Origin of the sequence: Enterovirga rhinocerotis, assembly GCF_004363955.1 — a bacterium.
Taxonomy (GTDB): Bacteria; Pseudomonadota; Alphaproteobacteria; order Rhizobiales; family Beijerinckiaceae; genus Enterovirga; species Enterovirga rhinocerotis.
Genome location: NZ_SNZR01000016.1, coordinates 1 through 25727, shown reverse-complemented (window position 1 = coordinate 25727; position 25727 = coordinate 1). Strand labels below are relative to the sequence as shown.

The following is a 25727-nucleotide window of genomic DNA, read 5'->3' as shown; positions in this document are numbered from 1 at the left end:
ACCATGGCCGTGAGCGCCAACAGGCTCGAACTCTTGCAGATCGCGGATGCGGTCGCGCGGGAGAAGGTCATCGACCGCGGCATCGTGATCGGGGCGATGGAAGAGGCGATCGCGAAAGCGGCCCGCTCGCGCTACGGCGCGGAGACCGACGTCCATGCCGAGATCCATCCGAAGACCGGCGAACTGCGCCTCTCGCGCCACCTTCTGGTGGTCGACCAGGTCGAGAACGACGCGGTCGAGATCTCCCTCGTCGACGCCCGCCGGCGCAACCCGGCGGCGGAGGTCGGCGACGCCATCGCCGAGACTCTGCCGCCCTTCGATTTCGGCCGCATCGCCGCGCAATCGGCCAAGCAGGTCATCGTGCAGAAGGTCCGGGACGCCGAGCGCGACCGCCAGTACGACGAGTACAAGGACCGCATCAGCGAAGTCATCAACGGCCTCGTCAAGCGCGTCGAGTACGGCAACGTCATCGTCGACCTCGCCGGCCGGGGCGAAGCCATCGTGCGCCGCGACGAGCTGATCCCGCGCGAGACCTTCCGTCCGGGCGACCGCATCCGGGCCTATCTCTTCGACGTGCGCCGCGAGGCGCGCGGGCCGCAGATCTTCCTGTCGCGGACCCATCCCCAGTTCATGGCCAAGCTCTTCGGCCAGGAAGTGCCCGAAATCTACGACGGCATCGTCGAGGTGAAGGCCGTGGCGCGCGATCCGGGCTCCCGCGCCAAGATCGCCGTGACCTCGCGCGATTCGTCGATCGACCCCGTCGGCGCCTGCGTCGGCATGCGCGGCTCGCGCGTCCAGGCCGTCGTGGGCGAGCTTGGCGGCGAGAAGATCGACATCATCCCCTGGTCCTACGACCGCGCCACCTTCATCGTGAACGCCCTGCAGCCGGCCGAGGTCGTCAAGGTCGTGCTCGACGAGGAGGCCGAGCGCATCGAGGTCGTGGTGCCGGACGAGCAGCTGTCGCTCGCCATCGGCCGACGCGGCCAAAACGTGCGCCTCGCCTCGCAGCTTACCGGCTGGGACATCGACATCCTGACGGAGGCCGAGGAATCGGAGCGCCGCCAGAAGGAGTTCCTCGAGCGCACCGAGGTCTTCATGGGAGCGCTTGACGTCGACGAGACGGTCGGCCAGCTCCTGGCCGCGGAGGGCTTCCGCTCCGTCGAAGAGCTGGCGATGGTCGAGCCGACCGAGCTCGCCTCGATCCAGGGCTTCGACGAGGATACCGGTGCCGAGATCCAGCGCCGCGCCCAGGATTATCTCGACCGGATCGAGGCCGAGCACGAAGCGCGCCGGACGGAGCTCGGCGTCGCGGACGAGCTCCGCGAGATCGACGGGATCACGACGGCCATGCTCGTCTCGCTCGGCGAGAACGACGTGAAGACCGTCGAGGATCTCGCGGGCTGCGCGACCGACGATCTCGTCGGCTACACCGAAGGCCGGGGCGCGGACGCCGTCCATCACAAGGGATACCTCGACGGGTTCGAGTTCTCCCGGCAGGAAGCCGAGGCTCTGATTCTCGCCGCGCGCATCAAGGCGGGCTGGATCGAGCCGCAGGCCGAGGAGCCGGAAGAGACCGAGGAAGGCGAGCCGGCCGAGGGCGAGCCGCAGGGCTGATCGGGGCTGGAGCCTGAGGCGGGCAACCGTGCCAGGGACCGCAAGAACGTCATGGCGGCCCCGATCGGTCTCGACACAATTCTCGTGGCGGTGGCGGCGCTTCTCGCGCCGCTCCTCCTGTTCTGCGTTGTCGTCTATCGCCGCCAGAGCGCGGCCATCCGCTCCGCCATGGCGACGGCCTCCGACGTCATCGGCGAGCATCTCGAGACCCTGACCCGGCGGCGTGCCATGCTGATCCGCATCGACGATTACGGGGTTGCCGATACCGGGCGCTGGCAGGACGAGATCCGTCACTTCGTCGACAACGTGATCCGCCCGCGCTTCTCTGAAGAGGAGCGTCGGGCGGTCGCGCGGGGCGACTGGCTGGCGGGCCATTTCCGCGACGAGATCGAGGATCGCGTCCTGGCGCGGGCGCGATCCCTGGAAAGCGCGAACCAGGCTGTCTCCGCTCTCACGCCCGGCGCCTTCGAGGCCCATTGCGCGGGCGCTCTGACGGCGCGCGGCTGGTCGGCCCGCACGACGGTCGCGAGCGGCGATCAGGGCGCCGACATCATCGCGGAGAAGAGCGGTGTCCGGCTCGTCGTCCAATGCAAGCTGTTCCAGCGGCCCGTCGGCAACAAGGCGGTCCAGGAAGCCTTCGCCGCGCGCGAGCATTACGGTGCCCACCACGCAGCCGTCGTGACCAATGCCGAGTTCACGCGCTCGGCCCGCGACCTCGCCGCGACGACCGGAGTCGTCCTGCTGCACTACACGCAGATGTCCGGCCTCGACCGGCTCGGGCCGGAGTGAGCGTCATGAATCCGGCCGGTTCGAAACGCGTCCCCGAGCGGACCTGCATCGTCACGCGAACGACGCTGCCGCAATCGGACCTGATGCGCTTCGTCCTCGGCCCCGAGGGCGAGGTGGTGCCGGATCTGCGCGGACGGCTTCCCGGCCGGGGGGCGTGGGTGACGCCGAGCGCGGCGATTCTCGCAGAGGCGGTCAAGCGCCGCCTGTTCTCGCGCGCCTTCAAGCGCGAGGCCAAGGCGTCGCCCGACCTCGTCGCCGTGGTCGATGACGCCCTTGTACGGGATCTGACAGGGGCGCTCGGTCTCGCCAACAAGGCAGGCGCGCTGACCTGCGGCTTCGGCAAAGTTGAGGCGGCGCTCCGCTCCGGACAGGCGGCAGTGCTGATTCACGCCCGCGAGGCGGCAGAGGACGGCCGGCGAAAACTGGCAAACGCATTGCGAAATGCCGCTCCAGCCCCAATATTCCCAGTTCCCACTTACGATGATCTGAGTGGTGACGATTTGGACATGGCGTTGGGCCGTGTCCATGTGATACATGCCGCTCTTCTCGCAGGTGCCGGCAGCGAAGGCTGCCATGCGCGCTGGCGCCGTCTTCGCCGATTCCGGGGCGTTGACGACGACGCGGCCACGCAGCCGCGAGACGTTGATCGGTCAAGCCGGAATGCTGGGCCCGACGGGCAGGATTGAGAACTGGATGAGTGACACGAAGACCCCGGGCGACAAGACGCTTCACGTCCCGAAGACGCTGTCGCTGCCCAAGCGCCCGGCCGAACAGAGCACTGTGAGGCAGAGCTTCTCGCACGGCCGTTCGAACACGGTCGTGGTCGAGACGGTCAAGCGCCGTCAAGGGCCCGCTGCTCCCATCAAGGAGGCTCCGGTGGCCCGTCCGGCTGCGCCCGCGCGCCCGGCGGTCAGCGTGCCGCGCGCAAGTGCGGCGCCCGAGCCGGCGAAGGCACCGTCCGCTTCCCCTGCGCCCGCTGCACGTCCGCGGGGCATCGTCCTGCAGACCCTGACGGATCAGGAGCGCGAGGCACGCCGGAACGTGCTGAGCGACGTCGTCCGCGAGGAGGAGGAGCGTCGGCGTCTCGCCGAGGACCGCCGTGTCGCCGAAGAAGCCAGCCGCCAGCGTGCGGAGCGTGAGGCGCGCGAAGCCGTCGAGCGCGAAGCCGCCGAGCTGCGCAAGCGCGACGAAGACGAACGTCGCCGTCAGGAAGACGATCGCAAGCGCCGCTCCGAAGAGGAGGCTCGCCGCCGCCTGGGCGAGGCCCAGGCTCGCCCGCAGCCCGCGCCCTCGGGCTCGGCCCCGACGCCTGTTCCTCCGCCTGCGACGCCGACGGCGTCGCCCGCGAAGTTGCGCACGCTCGACGCCCATCGTCGGCCCATGAATCTCGACATGCTGGGCCGCCGCCCGGCGCCGGCTCCCGAGCAGAAGCCGGCTGCCGCGACTGCGAAACCCGCAGCCGGCGCGGCTGCGCGCCCGGCCGCGACCGCCGCACGCCCTGCCGGCCGCGGCACTCCGGCGATGGAGGACGAGAGCGATCGCAAGGTCGTCATCCGCCGTCCCGGCATGCCGACCAAGGTCATCACCCCGCCGAAGCGCGGCGGGGGCGGCGAACGCCGTGGCGGCCGCCTGACCATCGCCTCCGCGACGTCCGGTGAGGACGAGCGCACGCGTTCGGTCGCCTCCTACCGCCGCCGCATGCAGCGCATGACCGGCCGCGGCTACCAGGAGGAGAAGGAGAAGCTCGCCCGCGAGGTCGTGATCCCGGAGACCATCACGGTCCAGGAACTCGCGAGCCGCATGGCCGAACGGGCCGTCGACGTCATCAAGCTGCTGATGAAGCAGGGCCAGATGATGAAGATCACGGACGTGATCGATTCCGACACCGCTCAGCTCATCGCCGAGGAACTCGGCCACACCGTCAAGCGCGTTGCCGAATCCGACGTCGAGGAAGGCCTCTACGAGACCGACTACGACGACAGCGAGACCGAGACGCGCCCGCCGGTCGTGACGATCATGGGCCATGTCGATCACGGCAAGACCTCGCTGCTCGACGCGGTCCGCAAGACCGATGTCGTGCGCGGGGAGGCGGGCGGCATCACCCAGCATATCGGTGCCTACCAGGTGCGCTCGCCGCTCGGCGGGCTCATCACCTTCATCGATACGCCCGGCCACGCGGCCTTCTCGTCGATGCGGGCGCGCGGTGCCAAGGTCACGGATATCGTGGTCCTGGTCGTGGCGGCCGATGACGGCGTGAAGCCTCAGACGATCGAGGCGATCAGCCATGCCAAGGCGGCCGAAGTGCCGCTCATCGTGGCGATCAACAAGATCGACAAGCCGGGTGCCGATCCGCAGCGCGTGCGCACGGAACTGCTCCAGCACGACATCCAGGTCGAATCCATGGGCGGCGAGACCCTCGAATTCGAGGTCTCCGCGCTCAAGGGAACCGGCCTGAAGGAACTGCTCGAAGGCATCCAGCTCCAGGCCGAACTACTCGACCTGCGCGCCGATCCCGAGGCTTCGGCCGAAGGCACGGTCATCGAGGCGAAGCTCGATCGCGGCCGCGGCCCTGTCGCGACCGTGCTGATCCAGCGCGGCACGCTCTATAACGGCGAGATCGTGGTCGCCGGCGCCGAATGGGGCCGCGTCCGCGCCCTCATCTCGGATGACGGCGAATCGCAGCGCGACGCGCCGCCCTCCACGCCGGTCGAGATCCTCGGCTTCAACGGTACGCCCGAGGCCGGCGACCGGCTCGCCGTCGTCGAGAGCGAGGCGCGTGCCCGCGAGATCGTCGATTACCGTGCCCGCGTGAAGCGCGAGCGTCTGGCGGCCCGCGCCGCCGGCCAGCGCGCCTCCATGGCCGAACTGATGCGCGAGCGTCAGGAGGGCTCGGCCCGGAAGGACTACGCGCTCGTCCTCAAGGGCGACGTCCAGGGTTCCGTCGAGGCCATCACGGCCGCGCTCGAGAAGATCGGCAACGAGGAGGTCTCGGCCCGCATCCTTCACGCCGGTGTCGGTGCGATCACCGAATCCGACGTGACGCTGGCGCAGGCGACGGGTGCGCTGATCATCGGCTTCAACGTCCGTGCCCACAAGGAGGCCCGCGAGGCCGCCGACCAGGCCGGCGTCAACGTGCGCTACTACAACATCATCTACGACCTCGTGGACGATGTGCGCGAGTCGATGTCGAGCCTCCTGCCGCCGAACCTGCGCGAAGAGCGCCTCGGCGAGGCCAAGATCCTCGAAGTCTTCGACGTCTCGAAGATCGGCAAGGTCGCCGGCTGCCGGGTCGAGGACGGTCGGGTCGAGCGGGGCGCCCATGTCCGCCTCATTCGCGACGGGGTCGTCATCCACGAGGGCAAGCTCTCGACGCTCAAGCGCTACAAGGACGACGTCAAGGAGGTCGTGGCCGGCCAGGATTGCGGCATGTCCTTCGAGAACTACGAGCGGATCCAGGCGGGCGATTTCATCGAATGCTACCTGGTCCACGCGGAGAAGCGCACGCTCTGATCTGATCGGAGAGCGCTTCGCGTCATTGCGAGCGAAGCGAGGCAATCTGGAACGCCGGTGCGGCGGGCCGGGTTGCCTCGTCGCTTCGTGTCACGCAACGACGCATGGAGGACGCCGGTTCAAATCCGGCCGAGACGATGACCCGACTTCTCATTCTGCCTTTCACATTGGCCGCAGCCGCCCCGGCATGGGCGGAGGTATGCGACAAGGTCGCCGGTGACGGCTGGCGCCGTGAGCATGGACCCGTGTCGTGGACGCCTCCGGCCGCGGGCAACTGGGCTTCGGTGGAAGCCTGGAAGCTCGTCGCGCTCGTGCTCGTCCTGACTGTCCTGGCGGCAATGCGGTTTCCACATTTCCGCTGGATCGCTGCCTTGGTCCTGTCCGTGGCGGCTGCGCATTCCCTCCTGTTGTGGGGGCTGTACGCGAGCGATGGGAACGACGTCATCGCCGCTGCCATCCGCGAAGGCTGCCTGCCGGCTTCCTCTCTCGCCCACATCGGAACCGGTCCCTCCCTCGGGCTTCCGCTCGCTTGGGCGATGGCGGCCGGCGCTGCCTGGGTTTCGCACGGGCTCCGACATGCATCCTGAGAGCCTCCGGCGCGACGCCGACTCCTCCCTTCCTCATGCCGAGGCCCCGCTTGGCGGGGCTCCTCAGGACGAGGAGCAGGGGATTCAGCGACCTCGCCCCCACGGGCAGGCTGCTCTCGATCCCTCCCCTTCAGGAGAGGGCGAGTCGGCGACAGCCGACCGGGGTGGGGTGCCGCCCGGCCGGGATATCCCCACCCCGGCTCGAAGCTCCGCTTCGACTCGCCCTCCCCTTGGGGGAGGGATCGGCCCGCATGAGGCGTTCCCCTCGATCCGCTACCGGTTCGAGCGTCGGGACATGTGGCGGCTCGGTCGCGCGCTTTACAGGCCGAGCTGGATGAAGCGTCTGCTTCTGCCGCTCCTCGCGCTCGTCTTTCTGCTCGCGGCCGTCATGTACGGCGTCGGCGGCTGGCCGGATGGCCGCCAATGGGCCTCGTTGCTGCGGCGACCCGATCTCGTCGCGATGACGCTCGCGCTCCTCGTCGTCTGGGCGAACATGCATCTGATCTCCGTGGCGATCCTGACGGCGCGCTTCAGCTCCTTCGCCATTGCCGGGAAGATCGTCGTCCTGTCCTTCTCGGAGGACGGCGTCGACGCGGATGTGGAGGGCGTCGCGAGCCACGTTCCGTGGAACCGGTTCGCCGCCCGGATCGAGCAGGACGACAGGGTGCTGCTGAAGATCGCCCGCTGGGAGGCTCTGACCGTCCCGCGCCGCTCCTTCCCGGACGACGCCTCGTGGCAGGACGCGCTCGCGCTCCTGAGGCAAAGGGTGCCGCATGAGGGATGACGCCATCATCACCGACTGCCGCTCCGCCCCCTGCAAACGCCGTAGCCCGCCCGGGAGAGGTAAGACTCGCTGGATCGCCGCCGCCCTTCTCGTCTCGTCTCCGGCATCCGCGGAGGTCTGTGACAAGGGGGAAGAATTGGCGATCTTCGGAACGCCTCTGCTTTGGGCTGTCCTTCTGGCTTTAACCTGGGCCGCAATCACGCGTCGGTCGCAGGCGGCTGCTTGGGCGCTTGCCTTGGCGCTCACCGCGCCGCTTCTCGTGACACTGCTGGAAGGCAATATCGACGCCGATCCGTTTGTGCAGGGGATGATCCGCGAGGGCTGCAGGCTGCCCTATCGGGACGGGCTGAACCGAAGCCTCGGCTATGCCGCCCTCGCTCCGGTCGCTCTGGCGCTTCCGCTCCTTGTCGACTGCCTGTGGCCCCAAAGAGCAACGCAACCATGACCAAACGCCCAGAAGCCAAAGGCCCCTCGCAGCGCCAGCAGCGCGTCGCCGAACTCGTGCGCCACGCCCTCGCGGAGGTGCTCCAGCGCGGTGACGTGCATGACCCGGTTCTGGCGGGCCATGTCGTGACCATCCCCGAGGTCCGCATGTCGCCGGACCTCAAGCTCGCCACGGCCTATATCATGCCGCTCGGCGGCAAGGACGAGAAGGCCGTGCTCGAGGCGCTCGAGCGGAACCGAAAGGTCTTGCGGACCGAGGTCGCGCATCGCCTGTCCAACATGAAATACGCGCCCGACCTCCGCTTTCGCCGCGACGAGACCTTCGACGAGGCGGCCCGGATCGACGCGCTCCTGAACAGCGACAAGGTGCGGCGGGATACGACGCCGGCCAAAGACGATACCCAAGAGGATTGATCACATGACCGTCGATGAAACGGAGCCCGCCGAAGCGCGGGCCGAAGGTGCTGGCGCAAGGCATGACGGCGCGCAGGACCGCCCTCGTGAGGGCCATCGCCAGCCGCGCGATCGGCGCCCCCAGCAGGACCGGCCGAAGCGCCGCACGATCAACGGCTGGTGCGTGCTCGACAAGCCGGTCGGCATGACCTCCACCTATGCCGTCGCCCTCGTCAAGCGCGCGCTGAACGCCAAGAAGGCCGGCCATGCCGGCACGCTCGATCCGCTCGCCTCGGGCATCCTGCCGATCGCGCTCGGCGAGGCCACGAAGACCGTGCCGTATGTGATGGATGGCAAGAAGGCCTATGTCTTCACCGTCGCCTGGGGCGTCGAGACCGATACGGACGATGCCGAGGGCAAGCCTGTCCAGGCGACGAACCGGTTTCCGACCCGCGAGGAGGTCGAGGCGCAACTGCCGACCTTCACCGGGACGATCGAACAGGTCCCCCCGCGCTATTCGGCGGTGAAGATCCAGGGCGAGCGCGCGTACGACCTCGCGCGCGACGGCGAGGTGGTCGAGCTGAAGTCCCGCGTCGTCGAGGTCGAGCGGCTCGAGATCATGGCTCATGACGGCGAGCGCACGATCCTGCGCGCCGATTGCGGCAAGGGCACCTATGTGCGCGCGCTCGCGCGCGATCTCGGCCGTGCCATCGGCTGCCTCGGCCACGTCTCGGCGCTTCGCCGCACCCGCGTCGGCCCCTTCAACGAGGGCAATTCGGTGTCCGTCGGCGACCTCCAGGAGGCGGGCACCTCGGGCGAGATCCCGCCCAATCTTCTCGAACCCGTGGTGATCGCGCTCTGCGATCTCGAGGCGGTTCCGGTCTCCCGCGATCAGGCCGGGCGCCTGATGCGCGGCCAGCCAGCGATCCTGCGCGGCCGCGATGCGCCGCTCGAAGGGCGCGTCTACGCCACCTATAACGACATGCTGGTCGCGGTCGGCGACGTCGAGAAGGGAGAGTTTCTGCCCCACCGCGTCTTCAGCCTCGGCGGTTGAGGACGTAAAGCCGCCGAAACAAAACGCGGCGCGACGACATAGCCTCCTCATGATGGTCATCTAGGAGGCTTGCCATGACCCGTCGCGCCGCCACCCTCGGAGTGATCGCCGTCGCCCTCGCCGTCCCGGCCGGGAGCATGGCGGCGAAAGCGGCGGCTCCCGAGACTTCTTTCCCGGCGCGGGCCGGAAAGAGCCGCCTCGCGTTCGAATGCGCCGCCGACAAGGCGATCTGGCTCCGTGTCACGAATCCGCCGCGCGGCTGGCTCGCCGACCGGGCCTCCGTGATCCGGATCGGACGGACGACGTTTCGGGTCGAGATCGACGGCGCGTCCGATTCCTTCATCCTGTCCGACGTCCCGCTCCCGAAGATGGGCGTCACCGACGGCCTCCTCGCCGCGGCGAAGGCCGGCGAAGAGCTCGTCCTCGCCGGCAGGGCGGCCGAGCAGATTCCTGGGCCGGATCGCAGCTTCCCGTTGACGGGCGCCCGCGCGAAGATCGAGCGCCTCGAGAAGGCCTGCGGGCGCCGGCTCGTCCGGCGGAGCGGTGCGGCCTTGAGCCCTTCATGACGACAGATCGGAGACGAGCGTGATCCATCGAGCCCTTCTCGGTGCCCTGAGCGGCGCTGCCCTGCTGCTGGCTGCCGGCGCGGCCTCCGCCCAGACCTTCTGCTACGTGTCCGATCCGACGGGGACGCCGCTGAACATCCGCATCGAGCCGAACGGCCGCGTCGTCGGCGTGATCGCCAACGGCACCCAGGTGACGATCTCGGAATCGCGCCGCGACGAACGCGGCCGCCTCTGGGTGTTCGTCCGCAACCTCGATACGAACCAGGGCATCGGCTGGGTGTACCGGAACTTCCTGAACTGCTGATCGATCGTCGGCGGCCTTGATCGCGCCGCCGGATCGGAGGCCCGAACTGCCCGGCGAGCCGGCCCTGCCGGCCACTATTCCGGGGGCGTATCGCGTCCGATCGCGTCGACATCCAGATATGGCACGCCGAGCGGCGAGCGCATCAGGCGGCCTCGAACGGCCCAGGTATCGGCAAAGACCTCCGGCGTGAGGACGTCGTCGGCCGGCCCGAAGGCACGCAGGGCACCTCGACGCAGCACCGCGACGCGATCGGCCCACCGCGCCGCGAGAACCAGATCGTGGAGCACCACGATGACGATCCCCCCTGCCTCCGCGAGGGAGCGGGCCATGCTCATCACCGCGAATTGGTGGCCGAGATCGAGCGCGCTGGTGGGCTCGTCGAGCAGCAGCAGGCGCGGCTCGCGCACGATCGCCTGGGCGAGGCTCGCGAGTTGGCGTTGTCCCCCTGAAAGCCGGTCGAGAGGCTCGTTGGCGAGATCGCCGAGATCGACCCGATCGAGGGCGGCCATCACCCTCGCCCTCGGGTCCATCCGGCCGGCTCCGCCGGAGGCTTTCAGAGCCACGAGGACCGATTCGAAGACCGACAGGGAGACCCGATGCGGCAGCGACTGCGGCATGAAGCCGATCCGCGCCGAGCGGGCATCGAGATCGAGAGCCAGGAGGTCTTCTCCGTCCAGCACGACCGATCCGGAGGCGGGGATGAGCCCCGCCATGGCGCGCAGCAGGGTCGATTTGCCCGCTGCATTCGGACCCACGAGGGCAGTCACCGTGCCGGGCGCGATCCCCTCGAGATCCAGCGACCTGACGACCTCGCGGCCGCGATAGCCGGCGGACAGGCCGCGGATGCGAAGCCCGCTCATCCTCGCCGCCCGCTCGTCAGGACGATCGCGAGAAAGGCCGGGATGCCGACGAGCGCCGTCACGATCCCGACCGGGATCAGCACGCCGGGCACGATGATCTTGCTCGCGACCGAGGCGAAGGCCATGAGCGCCGCCCCCGCGAGCACGCTTCCCGGCAGGAAGAAGCGATGATCCTCGCCGACCAGCAGCCGCGCGATATGCGGCCCGATCAGCCCGACGAAGCCGATCACGCCGACGAAGGCGACGGCGGTCCCCGTCAGGAGGCTGATCCGCGCGAGGGCGAAAAAGCGCAGCCGGCCGACGGGGACGCCGAAGCTCGCGGCGCGCTCCTCGCCGAGCCGCAGCGCGGTCAGTTGCCAGGACGAGGCGACCGAGAGCGGCAAGGTCACGGCGATCACCAGCGCGACGGCGCCGGCCTTGTCGAAACTCGCCCGCGACAGGCTGCCGAGGGTCCAGAACACGAGCTGCTGCAGCGCCTGCTCGCTGGCGACGAACTGGATCAGCGCGACGAGCGCGTTGAAGGAGAAGAGGAGCGCGATGCCGAAGAGCACGATCGTCTCGGGGCCGGCGATGCCGCGCAGCCGGGCGAGCATTTGGAGCAGCATCGCGGAGAGGAGCGCGAACAGGAAGGCGTTGACCGAGATCAGCCAGCCCTGCGGCACGCCCGGGACCGAGAGGTCGAGCACGATCGCGAGCGCGGCCCCGAAGGTCGCGGCGGAGGACATGCCGAGCGTGAAAGGGCTCGCGAGCGGATTGTCGAGCACCGTCTGCATCTCGGCCCCCGCCAGCGACAGAGCGGCACCGACCCCGAGCGCCAGCAGCGCGATCGGCAGGCGCACGTCCCAGACGATCGAGGCGAGACCCCGGCCGACGCCGCCCGGATCGAGCAGCGCGCGCAGGACCTGGCCGGGTGCGAGATTCGCCGGCCCGGTCGAGACGTCGAGGACGAAGCCGCAGAGGGCGATCGCCGCCAGCAGAAGCAGGATGGCGAGCCGCCGCCGGACGCGCCGGTCATGGGCCGCAAGCGCCGGCGCGCCGCCGGGCGCCTGAACGGTCATCGGCTCACTCCGGTCTGCCGAGGCTCGTCCAATAGGCGCCTTCGAGCGGAACCGACAGGTAGCGCGTGTTGATCTCGTTCAAGGTCGCGGCCGGATCGAGATCGGCGAAGAGTTCGGGATGGAACCATTTCGCCAGGAGTTCGACCATGACGAGATGCAGCGGCGTGTCGTTGAACAACTGCCAGATCCCGTGGATGCGGGCCGGATCGAGCTTCGAGATCACCTGCAGGTTCAGCCGTGCGACCGTCGCCTCGAGCGAGCGCCGCGCCTCGGCGGGCTCGACCCCGCTGCCGACGACGAGCCCGCCGCTGCGGGCCTGGTAGGTACCGCCGGTGCCGACATAGACCTCGGGCCGCGCGCTCGCGACATATTCGAGGCTGAGTTCGCCCGTCGGGCCGGGGATCACGTCCGCGCCGATATTGTGCCCGCCTGCCGCGCGGATGATTCCGTCGAAGGTGCCCCGTCCGGGCGAATAGCAGCAGGTCGGCCCGCCGGCATGGGCGTGGACGAAGACGCGGGGGCGGACGAGGCCCGGCGCGGCGAGCCGCGTCGCGATCCGGTCGAGCCGTTCGCGATAGAAGGCGTTGTAGGCGAGCGCCCGATCCTCGTGCCCGATGGCCCGGCCGAGGATGCGCAGGCTCGCCTCCGTCTCCTTCAGGGGCGCCTGGAAGAAGTCGATGACGATGACGGGGATGCCGATGGCCTCGAAGCGCCGGGCCAGAAGTCCTCCCTGCCCCTTCCCGCCCGCGCCGTCGGCAAAACGGCTGAGGACGACGAGGTCCGGCTCGAGCGCGATGGCCTTCTCGATCGACAGGCTGTCGAGGGTGCCCGTGCTGAGGACCGGGATCGCGTCGATGGCGGGGTTGCGGCGTCGGTAGAGGTCGTAGGTCGCCGCGTCCCGCTTGAGATCGCCCGCCCAGCCGACGACGAGACTGGCGGGATCGGGATGGAGAAGCGCGAGGGCGTTCAGATGCCGCCCCTGCGCGAGCAGGATGCGCTTCGCCGGCGCCTTCAGCGTGACGCTGCGTCCGGTGATGTCGGTCAGCGCGATCGGCTCGGCCCGCGCCCCGCCGGCCGGGGCGAGAACGAGCAGCATGGCCGCGAGGACAGCGGCGAAGGCCGCCCGCACCAGCCCGGTCCGGCCTCTCTCAATGCGCATGGTCGTGCTTGCCGTCATGGTGACGATGGCCCCCATGGGCATGGCCGTGGCGGGCCGCCTCCTCCTCGAGCGCGACCGCGAAGTAATCCGCGTCCCGGTCGTGATCCAGCGCCTCGCCATAGGCCGTCTCGCTCATGCCGCGCTTCCAATAGCCGATGACCAGGAACCGGCGGCGATCGACGCCGCGCACATCCCTCACATAGGCACGAAGGCTGCGCGCGGTATCGGATTCGGCGCCGACCCAGATCCCGACATCGTCATGATCGGGCCAGGGCACGTCCTTGAACACGGCCGCGAGCCGGGATTGGTCCGGGCGCGCGTGAAGCCAGGTCACCGCGACTCCGGGCGGCGCGGAGACCGGCTGCTCCTCCTCCGGACCCGGCACCTCCATGAAGACGTGGCCGGTCGTCTCGCGCGGCATCGTCTCCAGCATCGCGGTGATCGCCGGGACGGCCGTGTGATCGCCGGCGACGCAGATCCAGGCGGCCTTGGCGATCTCGCGTCCGCTCGGACGGCTGATGCCGATCACGTCGCCGGGCTTTGCCGTTGCCGCCCAGGTGGCGGCCGGCCCATCCCCATGCAGAACGAAATCGACCTCGAGCTCGCCCGCCGCGAGATCCTGGCGGCGGACCGAATAGGTGCGCACGGCCGGCCGGAGGGCCTCGTCGGGCCAGACGAGCGGTCTGGTCTCCGCGGGCCATTCGAGCCGCCCGAGCCCCGGCGGCGGGATCAGCAGCTTGAGCGTCGGGCCGAGCGGCAGATCGGCCGCCTCCGCCCCGCCCAGCGTGACGCGGCGCATCCGCGGCGTGACGTTCGTCGCCCGCAGCATCTCGACCACGCGGATCTGGCGGAAGCGCCTGGTCCACGGCTTGCCGTCGTCGGACATCCCTTCAGCCTCCGCTCGTCTCGGCCGCGAAGCGCAGCCCCAAGGACAATGCCGCCGGAATGACCGAGCCGTGGCTCTCGCCGGCGAACAGATGGAAACGGCTCGTCAGGCCGGGCATGGCGGCGAGCCGGGCGGCCATGTCCCGCGCGTGATCGACCATGCGTGCCTCCGCGAGGCGGCGTGCGAAGGCCTCGTCCGAGGCGGCGTCGGCGGGCGGCTGCTCGCCGTCGCCGACCGTGATGAGGAGGCGCCGTGCGCGATCCGCGGCAGGACGGGCGGCGAAGGTCCGCTCGCTGCCGAGGATCGCCGCCGGATTCCACCAGATCGAGGGGCTCGCCGCGACATAGGCAGCAAAAGCGTGGGGCCGTGTGAACAGGCAATGCAGTGTGAACAGGCCGCCGAAAGAGTGCCCGAACAGCGTCGTCCGCGCGGGATCGAGGGGCAGATGCCGCGCGACGGCGGGTTTGATCTCGCTCTCGATGATGTCGAGGAAGCTGTCTGCGCCTCCGCTCGGCGGCTGTGGCCTGCCGTCGGGCCGCGGCGGCAAGGGCTTCGCGGGTGCTGCAGGCGTGAGGTCGAGCGTCCGGCGCTCGGGCGAGATGGGATCGTCGCCGGGATAGCCGATGGCCACGATCGCGCCCGGCGGGTTCGGCTTCGGGCCGAAGCCCATCTGCTGAAGCCGGGCGATGTCGACCGCGGTTCCGAAGACCGCGTTGCCGTCGAGGAGATAGGTGACCGGATAGCCGGCCGGCGGCGCCGGCGCGTCCGGACGCCAGACGAAGATCCGGTAGGCCGCGCCGCCGCGCGTCGCGACGTCCAGCGAAAAGGCGCCCAGAACCGCGACGGCGCTCCGTTCGGACGACAGGCTATCGAGGGCCATGGCGGAGGTGCTCGTCATCCCTGCAAAGGCCGACGCGGCGAGCAAGGCCCGCCGCGTCGGAAGAACGGCCGGCCCTGGGCCGCGCCGACGCGTGCCGCTCACCAGCGATAGCTGAGCGTGCCAAGCACGGCGCGCCGGTAGCCGTAGACGCATTGGGCGCTGGCGAAGCAACTCGCGACGTAGGTCTTGTCGGTGAGGTTCGTCGCGTTGACCGAAAGCTTGAGGCCCTTCAGCTCCGGGAACTTCCGCCCGAAATCGTAGCTGACGGCAGCATCGTAGAGCGTATAGGCCGGCACCTTGAACACGCCGGTGGTGGCGCCGGGAATGACCGGGGCTACGGTCGGATTGTTCTGGCCGAGCGTGCCGCCGATGTAGCGGACGCCGCCGCCGAAGCCGAGCCCGTCGAGCCAACCGTCCTGGACCGTGTAATAGGCCCAGCCCGAGGCGGTATGGGCCGGAGCACCGATCGGACGCTGCCCGACCGTCGCATCCCTCCAGCCGGCGCGCGTGATCTCGACATCCATCGTGGCGAAGGACGCGATCAGGTCGAGGCTCTTCGCGACCGTGGCCCGCGCCTCGAACTCGATGCCGCGCGAGCGGACCTGTCCGATCTGGGTGAAGAGGCCGGGCTGCCCCGGAATGGCCGAGGCCACGTTGTTCTGGGTGAGATCGTAGGCCGAGACCTGGACGAAGGCGTTGTAGCCGACCGGCCGGTACTTCAGGCCCACCTCGTATTGCTCGCCGGTCGTCGGGGCGAGCGGGGTTCCTTCGAGGGTCTTGCCCGAGACCAGAGGGTCGAAGGAGGTCGCATAGTTGGCGTAGGGGGCGAGCCCGTTATCGAACAGATAGACAGCGCCGACACGCCCCGTCGTCGCCTGTTCGATCGACTTCGTTCTGCTGAAGTTGCCGAAATCGAATGTTCGCGTCTCGGCCCAGTCCTGACGCACGCCTCCGGTGATCACGAGGCGCTCGAACTTGATCTGGTCCTGCGCATAGATGCCGAGCTGACGCTGGTCCTGCTGGCCGCGCGGCGCCGTCAGGGAGCCGAACGTCGTCTGGCCGTAGACGGGAGCGAGGTAGTTGATGGGGTTCCCGCTGGCGACGCCCGTATTGTGATGCGAGGCGACGTTCAGGTAGTCCATTCCGACCAGCACCTTGTGCTGGAGCGGTCCGGTCGTGAAGTCGAACTGGGCCTGGTTGTCGACGATCAGGCCCCTCGCGGCCTCCCGCGAATAGGTGATGCGGCGGTTCAGCGTGGTCTGGTCGGCTTGGAGGCCCGCGGCGACGACCGTGCGGAACTTCGAATCCATGTCGACGAAGCGCAGGTTCTGGCGCAGCGTCACGCCGTCCATCGGCTTGTGCTCGATCTCGTATCCGAGATGGGCCTGATTCCGGTGGAAGCCCTCGAAGCCGGGCTCGCCGGTGAAGAACTTCGTCGGGATGCGGCCACCGTACTTGTTCGCGTAGAGCGTGCCGAGAGCCGGCAGGAAGCCGTAGAAGCCGGTCTCGGGATCGCGCTGGTAATGGCCGTAGACGGTGAGCTTGGTCGTGTCGTTCGGCCGCCAGGTGAAGGACGGCGCGATCATGATGCGCTGCTCCTCCGTGTGGCTCACCTGCGTTCCGGCATCCCGGAAGAGGCCGGTGACGCGGTAGAGGAACTGGCCCTGCTCGTCGATCGGGCCGCCGAGATCGAAGGCGGTCTGGATGCGGCCGTAGCTGCCGGTCTGGAGCTGGACCTCCCGCACCGGCACCTCGGTCGGGCGCTTCGAGACCATGTTGACGAGGCCGCCGACATTGACCTGTCCGAACAGGACGGAGGCCGGCCCGCGCAGGACCTCGATCCGCTCCAGCGAATAGGGGTCGATCGACGGGACGAGATAGTTCTGGCCGCGCAAGACGCGCATGCCGTCCCAGTAATTGACGTAGTTCGCGCTCGTCCCGCCGCCGCCGAAGCCGCGCACGAAGATGCTGTCGTAGCGGTTGTTGGCCGGACGGGCCTCGGGAGCGATGCCCGCCGAATAGCGCAGCGCCTGCGAGACGCTCTCGACGCCCTGCTGGTCCATCTGCGCGCGCGGGATCACGGAGATCGATTGCGGCGTCTCGAGGATGGGCGTGTCGGTCTTGGTGCCGGTCGCGCTGCGGGTCGCGACGATCCCGGCGACGGGGCCGTTGGCGCGCTCGACCGGGACGGGCGCGGTCGCGGGGGCGGAGACCGGAACGGCGCTCGGATGGGCGACGGCCCGGACGGGCGTCTGGCGGGCGCGGCGGGGGGCGGCCCGGCGCGCGGATTCGGCGCGAGCCGCCGGCTGCACGGCGCGGGGCGCCATGCGACGCTCCGCCGGCGGGTCGACCGTGACGGGCGGCAGCGTGCCGCCCGTCTGCTGGGCGAGCGCGGTCGTCGACAGCAGGACGAGAAGGCCCATCGCAGCCGAGGCTTTCAGGGCGGTCGGCATGGCCCTCTGTCCAGCCACATCCTCGTCAAAGTGGATCGTCATGCTTCATGGCCCCGGATCGATGGCCCGGCTTATCCGGGCGACCTTCGTCCCGCCACGGCGTGATCTTTGTGAGACGCGCACGGATGTTTGCGGTCGGATCATCCGATTGTTGTTTTTGCTCGGCGATGCATAAGTGCAACATCAGATAGATTAGAAGTATTCTACTTTGATTTGTTGTTGCTTTTCTTGACGATACCGCAAGGAAGTTGTCTATGGTCGCGTGGCCTCGGCTCCAACCATAACGCCGGATTCGCGCGAAGGGCTCGCGCCCATTCCGTTCAGCTTCCTGACGAGCTCGGCCGCCTATCGGTCGGGCGAGTACACGGTCGCGCCGATCCTCGACGACCAGGAGCCGGTCCTGGCGGGCCGCTTTCGGCACCTCTCCCTGCGCGACGGCCTCGTCCTGCACGTGACGGAGACGGAGGACCTGCACGACCTGCACACCTCGGCCCTCCAGCGCCCCGGCCTCGGCTTCTATCTGTTCCTCGAGGATACGGACGGCCTCGACGTGTCGATCGGCGGGCGGACGCTTCCCATCGGCCGGCACCGGCGCCCGGACGCCGCGCCCCTCGGCCTCCTGATGAGCTGGCAGCGCCCGGCCCGCTTCGTGCGGCGGGCCCGGCGCGGGACACGCGTCCACAAGGCGATGGTCAGCGTCTCGCCGGATTGGCTCGACCAGACCTTCGGCCGCGGCAGCCCCGTTCTGCCGGTCGGGGCGAGCGAGCATCTGGCGATCTCGCGCTGGTTCCCGTCCCATCGGCTCTGCGCGCTGGTCGGCGACCTCCTGAAGACCGATCCGCGCGGCACGCCGCCCGTGGCGCGCCTTCGCGACGAGAGCATCGCTCTCGACCTGATCGGGGAGGCCCTGGCGACGCTCGAGCCGCCCTCGGCCGGCAACCGGCTGGCCCGCACGGATGCGATGCGTCTCGGCCGCGCCCGGGACGTGATCGAGGCGGCCCTGTCCGAGGATTTGAGCGTCGCTGCCATCGGAGACCGGCTGGGTCTCGGGGCCGGGTCCCTCCAGCGCCTGTTCCGATCCGGCTATGGATGCTCGGTCTACGAATATGTGCGGGGCCGCCGGCTGGATGCGGCCCGCGCCCGTCTCGAGCAGGGCGAGACGGTCGCAAGTGCCGCGAAACTCGCCGGCTACGGCAGCGCCGCGAACTTCGCCACGGCCTTCCGCCGTCGGTTCGGTCTGACGCCACGGCAGGCGCGCGCGGGGAACGGTCCTGCCAACCTCGATGGCGAGAGCGCGCGCCCCGCTGCCCCTTCGTAAGGCACGCCCTCGCGCTCATGGGCCGACCGCAAGCGACGTCTGCGCCCAGCGCACCGCTACGGACGCCGATCGGTCTCTAAAATATTGAGAGTGCTTGGGAAAATGGTGTCCCGGGAGGGAATCGAACCCCCGACCCCAGGTTTAGGAAACCTGTGCTCTATCCTGCTGAGCTACCGAGACGTGCCGTAGGGCGTGTCACTCGCAAGCCTGTATGAGCCGAGAGGGCTTCAGGTTCAAGAGGCCGGCGGCGATAAGCCGTTGCGGATGGGCCCGGCCAGGTGGTTTGTTCCCGCAGGACGAAGCCGCGCTGGCATCCGGCCCATCGCGGCGACGAGACGGCGATCCGCTACGATGCTCCTCCAGGCCCGCGCCCTATGTCTCGTCTGGCTCGCTCTGGCTGCGGCCGCGCCGGCGAACGCGGCCTGCGAGGACGGGATCGTCGACGGGCGGATCGCACGGATCGAGGTCGATCGGATCGTGCTCGAAGAGGGCGAAGTCCTCCGCCTCGCCGATATCCGCCCTGCCGACGAGACGGCGACGGCCCGCCGGCTCGCGCCGCTGCGCGGAGCCCGGGTCTCGGGAACGAAGGCCGGGACGGAGGACCGCTGGGGGCGCCGCGCAGCGCGCCTCGTCCTGACCGAGGGAGGGACGGATCTCGCCCAAAGCCTGGTCGCGGAGGGGCTCGCGATCGTCGATCCGGGCGAGCAGGACGGCCTATGCCGGCGAGGCCTCCTCGCTGTGGAGGACGACGCCCGGCGACGGAGGGTCGGGATGTGGGAGAGCGAGATCCCGCTTCCGGCTGCCGACCCCGCCGTCATCGCGAGCAGCGTCGGCCGCTTCGCCCTGGTCGAGGGACGGATCGTGAGCGTCGGCGAACGCACCCGATGGACCTATCTGAATTTCGGCCGCGACTTCGCGCGCGATTTCGCGGTCTCGATCCCTCGCCGTCGCTGGGACGAGATGAAGCGGCGCGGATTGTCGGCCGCCGCGCTCAGGGGACGCAGGGTTCGTGTCCGCGGCATCGTCGAGATGCGCCGGGCGCCGGGCATGGAGATCGCAACCGCAGACGTGATAGAGCAGCTCGAAGACGACGCCCCCGACACCGGCCGAAAGGCCGGGCGGGGCGCCCGACCGGGAGGGGCGAGAGGCGATGACCAGGGGGCTGGAGGGAGTGCGCCTGCGGGAGGCGGAACCCGCTGATTGGGAGGCGATCGCCGCGCTTCAGGTGGCGAGCTGGCGCTTCGCCTATCGCGGCATCCTGACCGACGCCTATCTCGACGACGAGCTGGAGGCCGAACGGACGGCGCTCTGGCGCCGCCGCTTCGCCGGCTCCGTCGATCCGAACCAGATCACCGTGCTGGCGGAGGGGGCGGATTCGCGCCCGGGCGCTGAGCCGCTGGCCTTCTGCTGCATTCTCGCCGGCTCAGACCCACGCTGGGGCTCGCTGGTCGACAACCTGCACGTCCATCCCGACGCGCTTCGATTGCGGCTCGGGCGCCGCGTCTTCCGCGAGGCGGCCCGCCTCCTCGTCGGGGGCGCGCACGAAGCGACGCCGCTCCATCTCACCGTCCTCGAGGAGAACGAGCGCGCCAAGGCCGCCTACGAGCGCTGGCAGGGCAGGCTCGTCGAGCACCCGACCAAGCGGCAGCCGGACGGGCGCGTCTATCAGCTTCGCCGCTATGCCTGGGACGGTCCCGCGGCCCTCATCGCCCGTCTCGACGGGCTCGGATGACCCGCCGCACGGGTCAGTAGGTGGCGCGGCCGCCCGATGCGTCGAAGACGGCCCCGGTGGTGAAGGAATTCTCGGCCGAGGCGAGCCAGGCGATCATGGCGGCGAGTTCGCGCGTCTCGACGAAGCGGCCGCGCGGGATCTTCGCGAGCATGAAGTTCACATGCTCCTCGGTCATCTGGTCGAAGATGCGCGTGCGGGCCGCGGCGGGCGTGATCGTGTTCACGGCGATGTCGTAGCCGGCGAGTTCCTTGCCCAGGGACTTCGTGAGCCCGATCACGGCCGCCTTCGAGGCGGAATAGGCGGAGGCGTTGGGATTGCCCTCCTTGCCCGCCACCGACGCCACCGTGACGATACGCCCGTAGCCCTGAGCGATCATGGACGGGACCAGGGCGCGGCAGCAATGGAAGGTGCCGTCGACATTGATCCGCATGATCTTCTGCCAATCGGCGATCGGATAATTCCAGGTCTGGGTGTTGGGCCCGGCGATGCCGGCGGCGGTGACGAGGATATCGACCGGCCCGAGCGCCGCCTCGACCGCCTTTGCCGCCGCCTCGACGGCTTCGGCATCCGTGACGTCGACCCCGCGGGCCGTGACGGACCCGCCGATCGCCCGCGCGGTCTCGGCCGCGAGGTCTCCGTCGAGGTCCCAGATCTCGACCGTCGCGCCGCTCGCGGCGAAGCGCTCGACGACCGCCTGGCCAATGCCCTGCGCGCCGCCGGTGACGACCGCCACGTGTCCGTTGAGATCGATCTGGTTCACGTCGTCCCCTCCCTGCGCCTGCCGGATTGCGATCCGCTACGGCCCGGTCGGGACAATCGACGCCTTTCAGCCCGGCCGCAACCGGGAGGATGGCAGCCGGGTCCCGTGCAGGGCACGGAACCCGGCCGCGATGCTTACGCCGCTTCGGCCTTGGACTTCTCGGCCCGCTTGCGCTCGTTCGGATCGAGGATCGCCTTGCGCAGCCGGATCGACTTCGGCGTCACCTCGACGAGTTCGTCGTCCTGGATCCAGGCGAGCGAGCGCTCGAGCGTCATCTTGATCGGGGGCGTGAGACGCACCGCCTCGTCCTTCGAGGTCGTGCGGATGTTCGTCAGCTTCTTGCCCTTGAGGACGTTGACCTCGAGGTCGTTGTCCCGGCTGTGGATGCCGATGATCATGCCCTGATAGACCCGGACGCCGGGATCGATCACCATCGGGCCGCGATCCTCGAGGTTCCAGAGCGCATAGGCGACGGCCTCGCCGGTATCGTTCGAGATGAGCACGCCGTTGGTGCGGCCGGGCATCTCGCCCTTGAACGGCTCGTAATCCTTGAAGAGCCGGTTCATGATCGCGGTGCCCCGCGTGTCGGTCATCAGTTCCGACTGGTAGCCGATGAGGCCGCGCGTCGGGGCGTGGAAGACGAGCCGCAGACGATCACCGCCGGACGGGCGCATCTCGATCATGTCCGCCTTCCGCTCGCTCATCTTCTGGACGACGATGCCGGAATGCTCCTCGTCGACGTCGATGACGACCTCCTCGATCGGCTCGAGGACGCGCCCCTCCTCGTCCTTCTTGAGAACGACGCGCGGGCGGGAGACGCCGAGTTCGAATCCCTCGCGGCGCATCGTCTCGATCAGGATCGAGAGCTGAAGCTCGCCGCGGCCGGAGACGAAGAACGAATCCTTGTCGGTCGCCTCCTCGATCTTGAGCGTGATGTTGCCCTCGGCCTCCTTGAACAGGCGGTCGCGGATCATGCGGCTCGTGACCTTGTCGCCCTCGGTGCCCGCGAGCGGCGAATCGTTGACGATGAAGGACATCGTCACGGTCGGCGGGTCGATCGGCTGGGCCTGGATCGGGGTGTCCACGGCGGCATCGCAGAAGGTGTCGGCGACCGAGCCCTTCACGAGCCCGGCGATCGAGACGATGTCGCCCGCCTCGCCGACCTCGATCGGCTGCCGCTCGATGCCGCGGAAGGCGAGGATCTTCGAGACGCGGCCGGTCTCGACGACCTTCCCCTCGCGGTCGAGGACCTTGATGGTCTGGTTCGGCTTGACGGTGCCCGCCGCGATGCGGCCGGTGATGATGCGGCCGAGGAAGGGATTGGCCTCGAGCAGCGTGCCCAGCATGCGGAACGGGCCTTCCTCGACCTTGGCCGGCGGGACGTGCCGGACGACGAGATCGAAGAGGGCGGAGAGGTCCGCATTCTCGGGCTGTTCGGGCGTCTCGGCCATCCAGCCGTTGCGGCCCGATCCGTACAGGATCGGGAAATCGAGCTGGTCGTCGGTCGCGTCGAGAGCGGCGAAGAGGTCGAAGACCTCGTTGATCACCTCGTTGGCGCGCGCGTCCGGCCGGTCGACCTTGTTGATGGCGACGATCGGGCGGAGGCCGATCTTGAGCGCCTTGCCGACGACGAATTTCGTCTGCGGCATGGGGCCTTCCGCGGCGTCGACGAGGACGATGACGCCGTCGACCATCGAGAGGATGCGCTCGACCTCGCCGCCGAAATCGGCGTGGCCCGGCGTGTCGACGATGTTGATGCGGATGTCCTTCCAGACGACCGAGGTCGCCTTGGCGAGGATCGTGATGCCGCGTTCCTTCTCGATGTCGCCGGAATCCATCACGCGTTCGGCGACGCGCTGGTTCTCGCGGAAGGATCCCGATTGCTGCAGGAGCTTGTCGACGAGCGTCGTCTTGCCGTGGTCGACGTGGGCGATGATGGCGATGTTGCGCAGATTCATGAGGTCGGCTCGGGCGCTCAACACGTCGGGCCGCGTGTCGGCGGACGCGCGGCTGAGGATCGGATGTCGTTCGGGTTGCTGCGCCGCACATAGGGGAAAGTTGCGAATTCCGCAACGGTGTCGCCGTCGCCTCGGCGTCAGAAGGCCGGCACGCAGGCCAGTCGCCGAACGGGACACCAGCGCTGCCCGGCGCGGAGGTGGACGGTTCCGGGATCGGATGCGACGGCTCGATCCCGACGCGTCCGGGATTTTTCGCCCAGGCATGCGGGATGGGTGCGAAGGGGCGTCCGAGCGGTGTCCCTGGGACAGAGGAGCGGGGTCGCAGGCGCCCAGGATGATGCGAGGCACAGGAACCCGACAAGGATGCGCGACCCGGTCAGGTGCTGTCGGCGACCGTCGGTCCGAAAAGACGTGGCCTACGGACGGCCTGGGATGTCCAAATGGTGCGCAAGAGGGATTCGAACCCCCGACCCCCTCATTACGAATAAGCGGGTTGTATCCGCCACGGGTCGCCACGCGATGCCATAAGGCCTTGCTTTACAGTATGTTGTTGAGCATGAATGCGCCATAGGCCGCCACAAGCCGTCACGGGATACGGTCTGTCGGGGTCCGCATGGGGTCCGCAAGCATGGCGAGGTTCACCGACCGTTCCCTGAAGGCTCTGACTTTGCCGGAAGGCCGGAAGGACATGCTCGTGTTCGATGACGAGTGTCGCGGGCTCGGGCTCCGGATCACGTCGTCCGGCACCAAGAGCTTCCTCGTCCAGTGGACTGATCCCGCGACCAAGCGGAAGGTTCGCGAACCGTTGGGCGCCTGGGGGTCCATCACGATCGAGCAAGCCCGCTTGGCGGTGCGGACCCGTCTTGGCGACGTCGCGAAGGGAATCGACCCGGCCGCCGAGCGGCGGAAGGCTAAGGCGGCGGCCGAGGCAGAGAAGGCAGAGAAGGCTCTGACGCTCGACAAGCTGATCGATCAATGGGGCGACCTGCACCTGTCCTCTAGGCGCCCGCGCTATGCGGCCGAGGCTAAGCGCGCCCTCAAGTTCGCCTTTACCGACTATCTCAAGCGCCCGGCCGCTCGGCTGTCCCGTGCTGATGTCGTATCCGTGCTCGACGAGATCGCGGCAGAGGGCAAAACTGCCACGGTAGCCCAGACCATCGCATTCGGAAGGGCCTGCTATGCCTGGGCGGAGAAGCGCGGTCGAGTTCCGTCGAGCCCCTTCCATCGCCTCCCGATCGCATCCGCGACGACCGAGCGCGACCGCGTTCTGTCACCAACCGAGGTCGCCGAGATATGGGAGGCGGCTGGCGCCCTCGGATACCCCTTCGGCCCATTCTATCGGCTCGCGCTGCTCACCCTTCAGCGCCGCGAGGAGGTCGCTGGCATGCGCTGGTCGGAACTCTCCAAGGACGGCAAGACGTGGACGATTCCGGCAGCTAGGATGAAGAACAGTCGGGCTCATGACGTCCACCTACCGGAAGCCGCCCGCACGATCCTGGCCGGCATTCCCCGTCAGGTCGACGACAAGGGCAAGCCGATCGACCTCGTCTTTACCACGACGGGCAAGACACCCGTATCGGGCTATTCGCGGGCCAAGGCCAGCCTGGATGCCGCCATCATGAAGGCCAGGGCCAAGGCTGCGAAAGAGGCCAGCGTCGAGCCCGAGAAGGTGGTCCCATGGCGCCTGCACGACTTCCGCCGAACGGGCGTCTCCCGCCTGGCGGCCTTGGGCTTCGACTCAATCGTCGCCGACAAACTCCTCGCTCACAAGCCCGCGAAGCTCAAAGGCGTTGCGAGCGTCTATCAGCGTCACGATTTCGCGGAGGAGCGGAGGCGAGCGCTTGAAGCCTGGGCGGCTGAGGTCACAAGCAAGACCTCGGAAGTCAGCAACGTCATTAAGCTGGAGCGAGTGCGGGAGTGAGGGGACGGACCTCGCGCAACATCGCTTCCTGCTACACTGCTACTTCAGCTACGTTTGCGACAATCCAGCAGCCAACGCGCCCTCGATAGATCCTGTCGGCTTTCAGCTTTAGCAGGTCGCATCAAGCGCGAGTCCCCCACTAAGAGCCCCCTCGCAACGACAGCCGAACGACGGCGCGTCTCTATCTGTGATCATTAGCGCACCAGTTCGATCAGGAAGCCGACAGCCAGCCAAGCCGCAGACCACATTGCGGTTAGCCAGTCGGCGGCTGATGGCACGAGGGGCTCAAGCGGGTCGATCTCGTTCATTGCCGCTCCAACCTGAGACGGCACAGCCGCCTTACGGCCCGCCAATGCCGAGGTGACCTGCCGGGAGAGCGCTGACCCATCCCGACAGGTCTGGCTCAGGGATGGGCGGCGAAATCCTGAGCCGCGGCCACTCGGCGAAAATCGACCTCCATAGTCAACCCACCAGCCCGCCTCGCGCGGGCTTTCGTACATCTGGAGACATCAATGAACGTGTCCGCACGGGGGCTCGCGGAGATCGTGAGCCACGAAGGCATTGTCACGCGCCGCTACAAGGACTCGGTCGGGGTCTGGACGATCGGTGTCGGTCACACCAAGGCGGCCGGGGCGCCCGATCCGGCGACCTTCATGGAGGACCTGACGGTCGCCGAGTCCCTGGCGCTCTTCCGGAA

At 68.8% G+C, this 25727-nt stretch carries 24 protein-coding genes and 1 tRNA gene; 16 read left to right on the top strand and 9 right to left on the bottom strand.

Translation table 11 applies throughout. The features are described from left to right. Positions 1–3 precede the first annotated feature (3 nt). The 11 genes from nusA to EV668_RS20580 all read left to right on the top strand — a co-directional run bounded on the left by nusA (position 4) and on the right by EV668_RS20580 (position 10045). The gene (gene nusA / locus EV668_RS20630) at positions 4–1614 is read left to right on the top strand and encodes a transcription termination factor NusA (protein ID WP_133773695.1); all 1611 of its coding nucleotides are present in this window, start codon (positions 4–6) and stop codon (positions 1612–1614) included. 51 nt (positions 1615–1665) lie between these two features. Then, a complete protein-coding gene (locus tag EV668_RS20625; RefSeq protein ID WP_133773693.1) occupies positions 1666–2403 on the top strand; it encodes a restriction endonuclease in 738 nt (245 codons plus the stop codon). Positions 2404–2408: 5 nt separating this feature from the next. Then, positions 2409–3089, top strand: a complete 681-nt coding sequence (locus EV668_RS20620) for an RNA-binding protein (protein ID WP_133773691.1) — start codon at positions 2409–2411, stop codon at positions 3087–3089. Positions 3090–3096: 7 nt separating this feature from the next. Beyond that, positions 3097–5913 (top strand): translation initiation factor IF-2, encoded by a 2817-nt coding sequence (infB, locus tag EV668_RS20615; RefSeq protein WP_133773689.1) that lies wholly within the window; start codon positions 3097–3099, stop codon positions 5911–5913. Positions 5914–6050: 137 nt separating this feature from the next. Beyond that, on the top strand, positions 6051–6500 hold the full coding sequence (locus EV668_RS20610; protein WP_133773687.1) for a hypothetical protein: 450 nt from the start codon (positions 6051–6053) through the stop codon (positions 6498–6500). Between the two features lie 334 nt (positions 6501–6834). Then, on the top strand, positions 6835–7284 hold the full coding sequence (locus EV668_RS20605) for a YcxB family protein (protein WP_133773685.1): 450 nt from the start codon (positions 6835–6837) through the stop codon (positions 7282–7284). 235 nt (positions 7285–7519) lie between these two features. Beyond that, on the top strand, positions 7520–7729 hold the full coding sequence (locus EV668_RS20600) for a hypothetical protein (protein ID WP_133773683.1): 210 nt from the start codon (positions 7520–7522) through the stop codon (positions 7727–7729). Further along, positions 7726–8142, top strand: coding sequence for a 30S ribosome-binding factor RbfA (gene rbfA / locus EV668_RS20595; protein WP_133773680.1), 417 nt, complete (start codon positions 7726–7728; stop codon positions 8140–8142). The genes EV668_RS20600 and rbfA overlap by 4 nt, the downstream gene beginning before the upstream one ends. A 4-nt stretch (positions 8143–8146) precedes the next feature. Beyond that, a complete protein-coding gene (gene truB / locus EV668_RS20590; protein WP_133773678.1) occupies positions 8147–9175 on the top strand; it encodes a tRNA pseudouridine(55) synthase TruB in 1029 nt (342 codons plus the stop codon). A gap of 74 nt (positions 9176–9249) precedes the next feature. Next, a complete protein-coding gene (locus EV668_RS20585; protein WP_133773676.1) occupies positions 9250–9741 on the top strand; it encodes a hypothetical protein in 492 nt (163 codons plus the stop codon). Positions 9742–9760: 19 nt separating this feature from the next. Further along, positions 9761–10045 (top strand): SH3 domain-containing protein, encoded by a 285-nt coding sequence (locus tag EV668_RS20580; protein ID WP_133773674.1) that lies wholly within the window; start codon positions 9761–9763, stop codon positions 10043–10045. Between the two features lie 74 nt (positions 10046–10119). Here the strand turns inward: EV668_RS20580 and EV668_RS20575 are convergent, their stop codons facing one another. The 6 genes from EV668_RS20575 to EV668_RS20550 all read right to left on the bottom strand — a co-directional run bounded on the left by EV668_RS20575 (position 10120) and on the right by EV668_RS20550 (position 17341). Beyond that, positions 10120–10905, bottom strand: coding sequence for an ABC transporter ATP-binding protein (locus EV668_RS20575; RefSeq protein WP_133773671.1), 786 nt, complete (start codon positions 10903–10905; stop codon positions 10120–10122). After that, on the bottom strand, positions 10902–11963 hold the full coding sequence (locus tag EV668_RS20570) for a FecCD family ABC transporter permease (protein WP_133773669.1): 1062 nt from the start codon (positions 11961–11963) through the stop codon (positions 10902–10904). Before EV668_RS20570 ends, EV668_RS20575 begins: the two co-directional genes overlap by 4 nt. A 4-nt stretch (positions 11964–11967) precedes the next feature. Continuing rightward, complete coding sequence (locus EV668_RS20565) at positions 11968–13122, bottom strand: ABC transporter substrate-binding protein (RefSeq protein ID WP_166652575.1); 1155 nt, start codon at positions 13120–13122, stop codon at positions 11968–11970. Then, a complete protein-coding gene (locus EV668_RS20560; RefSeq protein WP_133773666.1) occupies positions 13112–14008 on the bottom strand; it encodes a siderophore-interacting protein in 897 nt (298 codons plus the stop codon). Before EV668_RS20560 ends, EV668_RS20565 begins: the two co-directional genes overlap by 11 nt. A gap of 4 nt (positions 14009–14012) precedes the next feature. Further along, positions 14013–14888: an alpha/beta hydrolase gene (locus EV668_RS20555; RefSeq protein WP_166652574.1), complete on the bottom strand. Its 876-nt coding sequence runs from the start codon at positions 14886–14888 to the stop codon at positions 14013–14015. Between the two features lie 98 nt (positions 14889–14986). Continuing rightward, positions 14987–17341: a TonB-dependent siderophore receptor gene (locus EV668_RS20550; RefSeq protein WP_166652573.1), complete on the bottom strand. Its 2355-nt coding sequence runs from the start codon at positions 17339–17341 to the stop codon at positions 14987–14989. A gap of 262 nt (positions 17342–17603) precedes the next feature. Between EV668_RS20550 and EV668_RS20545 the strand changes: the two genes are divergently transcribed. Next, a complete protein-coding gene (locus tag EV668_RS20545; RefSeq protein ID WP_133773660.1) occupies positions 17604–18659 on the top strand; it encodes a helix-turn-helix domain-containing protein in 1056 nt (351 codons plus the stop codon). 103 nt (positions 18660–18762) lie between these two features. Here the strand turns inward: EV668_RS20545 and EV668_RS20540 are convergent. Continuing rightward, a tRNA-Arg gene (locus EV668_RS20540) sits at positions 18763–18839 on the bottom strand. A gap of 171 nt (positions 18840–19010) precedes the next feature. Here EV668_RS20540 and EV668_RS20535 point away from each other — a divergent pair. Continuing rightward, a complete protein-coding gene (locus EV668_RS20535) occupies positions 19011–19859 on the top strand; it encodes a thermonuclease family protein (protein ID WP_166652572.1) in 849 nt (282 codons plus the stop codon). Further along, positions 19810–20391 carry a GNAT family N-acetyltransferase gene (locus EV668_RS20530; protein ID WP_133773656.1) on the top strand — a complete coding sequence of 194 codons (582 nt, stop codon included), beginning with the start codon at positions 19810–19812 and terminating at the stop codon, positions 20389–20391. The genes EV668_RS20535 and EV668_RS20530 overlap by 50 nt, the downstream gene beginning before the upstream one ends. Before the next feature lie 13 nt (positions 20392–20404). Here the strand turns inward: EV668_RS20530 and EV668_RS20525 are convergent, their stop codons facing one another. Together EV668_RS20525 and typA are read right to left on the bottom strand one after the other, a co-directional pair. Further along, a complete protein-coding gene (locus EV668_RS20525) occupies positions 20405–21151 on the bottom strand; it encodes an SDR family NAD(P)-dependent oxidoreductase (protein ID WP_133773654.1) in 747 nt (248 codons plus the stop codon). 134 nt (positions 21152–21285) lie between these two features. Further along, complete coding sequence (typA, locus tag EV668_RS20520) at positions 21286–23109, bottom strand: translational GTPase TypA (RefSeq protein ID WP_133773652.1); 1824 nt, start codon at positions 23107–23109, stop codon at positions 21286–21288. A gap of 628 nt (positions 23110–23737) precedes the next feature. On the opposite strand from typA, the gene EV668_RS20510 reads away from it, so the two are divergent. Continuing rightward, entirely contained in the window at positions 23738–25030 is a 1293-nt protein-coding gene (locus EV668_RS20510; protein ID WP_166652571.1) for a tyrosine-type recombinase/integrase, read from the top strand. A 512-nt stretch (positions 25031–25542) separates the two neighbouring features. Beyond that, on the top strand, positions 25543–25727 hold a 185-nt coding region (locus tag EV668_RS20505; RefSeq protein WP_166652570.1), incomplete at its 3' end, for a lysozyme.

Coding starts and splice junctions, on each gene's coding strand:
- EV668_RS20555 (WP_166652574.1), bottom strand. CDS start 14,888: ATGGCCCTCGATAGCCTGTCGTCCGAACGGAGCGCCGTCGCGGTTCTG.
- nusA (WP_133773695.1), top strand. CDS start 4: ATGGCCGTGAGCGCCAACAGGCTCGAACTCTTGCAGATCGCGGATGCG.
- EV668_RS20560 (WP_133773666.1), bottom strand. CDS start 14,008: ATGTCCGACGACGGCAAGCCGTGGACCAGGCGCTTCCGCCAGATCCGC.
- EV668_RS20620 (WP_133773691.1), top strand. CDS start 2,409: ATGAATCCGGCCGGTTCGAAACGCGTCCCCGAGCGGACCTGCATCGTC.
- typA (WP_133773652.1), bottom strand. CDS start 23,109: ATGAATCTGCGCAACATCGCCATCATCGCCCACGTCGACCACGGCAAG.
- EV668_RS20570 (WP_133773669.1), bottom strand. CDS start 11,963: ATGACCGTTCAGGCGCCCGGCGGCGCGCCGGCGCTTGCGGCCCATGAC.
- EV668_RS20610 (WP_133773687.1), top strand. CDS start 6,051: ATGACCCGACTTCTCATTCTGCCTTTCACATTGGCCGCAGCCGCCCCG.
- EV668_RS20605 (WP_133773685.1), top strand. CDS start 6,835: ATGAAGCGTCTGCTTCTGCCGCTCCTCGCGCTCGTCTTTCTGCTCGCG.
- infB (WP_133773689.1), top strand. CDS start 3,097: ATGAGTGACACGAAGACCCCGGGCGACAAGACGCTTCACGTCCCGAAG.
- EV668_RS20550 (WP_166652573.1), bottom strand. CDS start 17,341: ATGCCGACCGCCCTGAAAGCCTCGGCTGCGATGGGCCTTCTCGTCCTG.
- EV668_RS20565 (WP_166652575.1), bottom strand. CDS start 13,122: ATGCGCATTGAGAGAGGCCGGACCGGGCTGGTGCGGGCGGCCTTCGCC.
- EV668_RS20575 (WP_133773671.1), bottom strand. CDS start 10,905: ATGAGCGGGCTTCGCATCCGCGGCCTGTCCGCCGGCTATCGCGGCCGC.
- EV668_RS20535 (WP_166652572.1), top strand. CDS start 19,011: ATGCTCCTCCAGGCCCGCGCCCTATGTCTCGTCTGGCTCGCTCTGGCT.
- EV668_RS20625 (WP_133773693.1), top strand. CDS start 1,666: ATGGCGGCCCCGATCGGTCTCGACACAATTCTCGTGGCGGTGGCGGCG.
- EV668_RS20510 (WP_166652571.1), top strand. CDS start 23,738: ATGGCGAGGTTCACCGACCGTTCCCTGAAGGCTCTGACTTTGCCGGAA.
- EV668_RS20585 (WP_133773676.1), top strand. CDS start 9,250: ATGACCCGTCGCGCCGCCACCCTCGGAGTGATCGCCGTCGCCCTCGCC.
- EV668_RS20530 (WP_133773656.1), top strand. CDS start 19,810: ATGACCAGGGGGCTGGAGGGAGTGCGCCTGCGGGAGGCGGAACCCGCT.
- truB (WP_133773678.1), top strand. CDS start 8,147: ATGACCGTCGATGAAACGGAGCCCGCCGAAGCGCGGGCCGAAGGTGCT.
- rbfA (WP_133773680.1), top strand. CDS start 7,726: ATGACCAAACGCCCAGAAGCCAAAGGCCCCTCGCAGCGCCAGCAGCGC.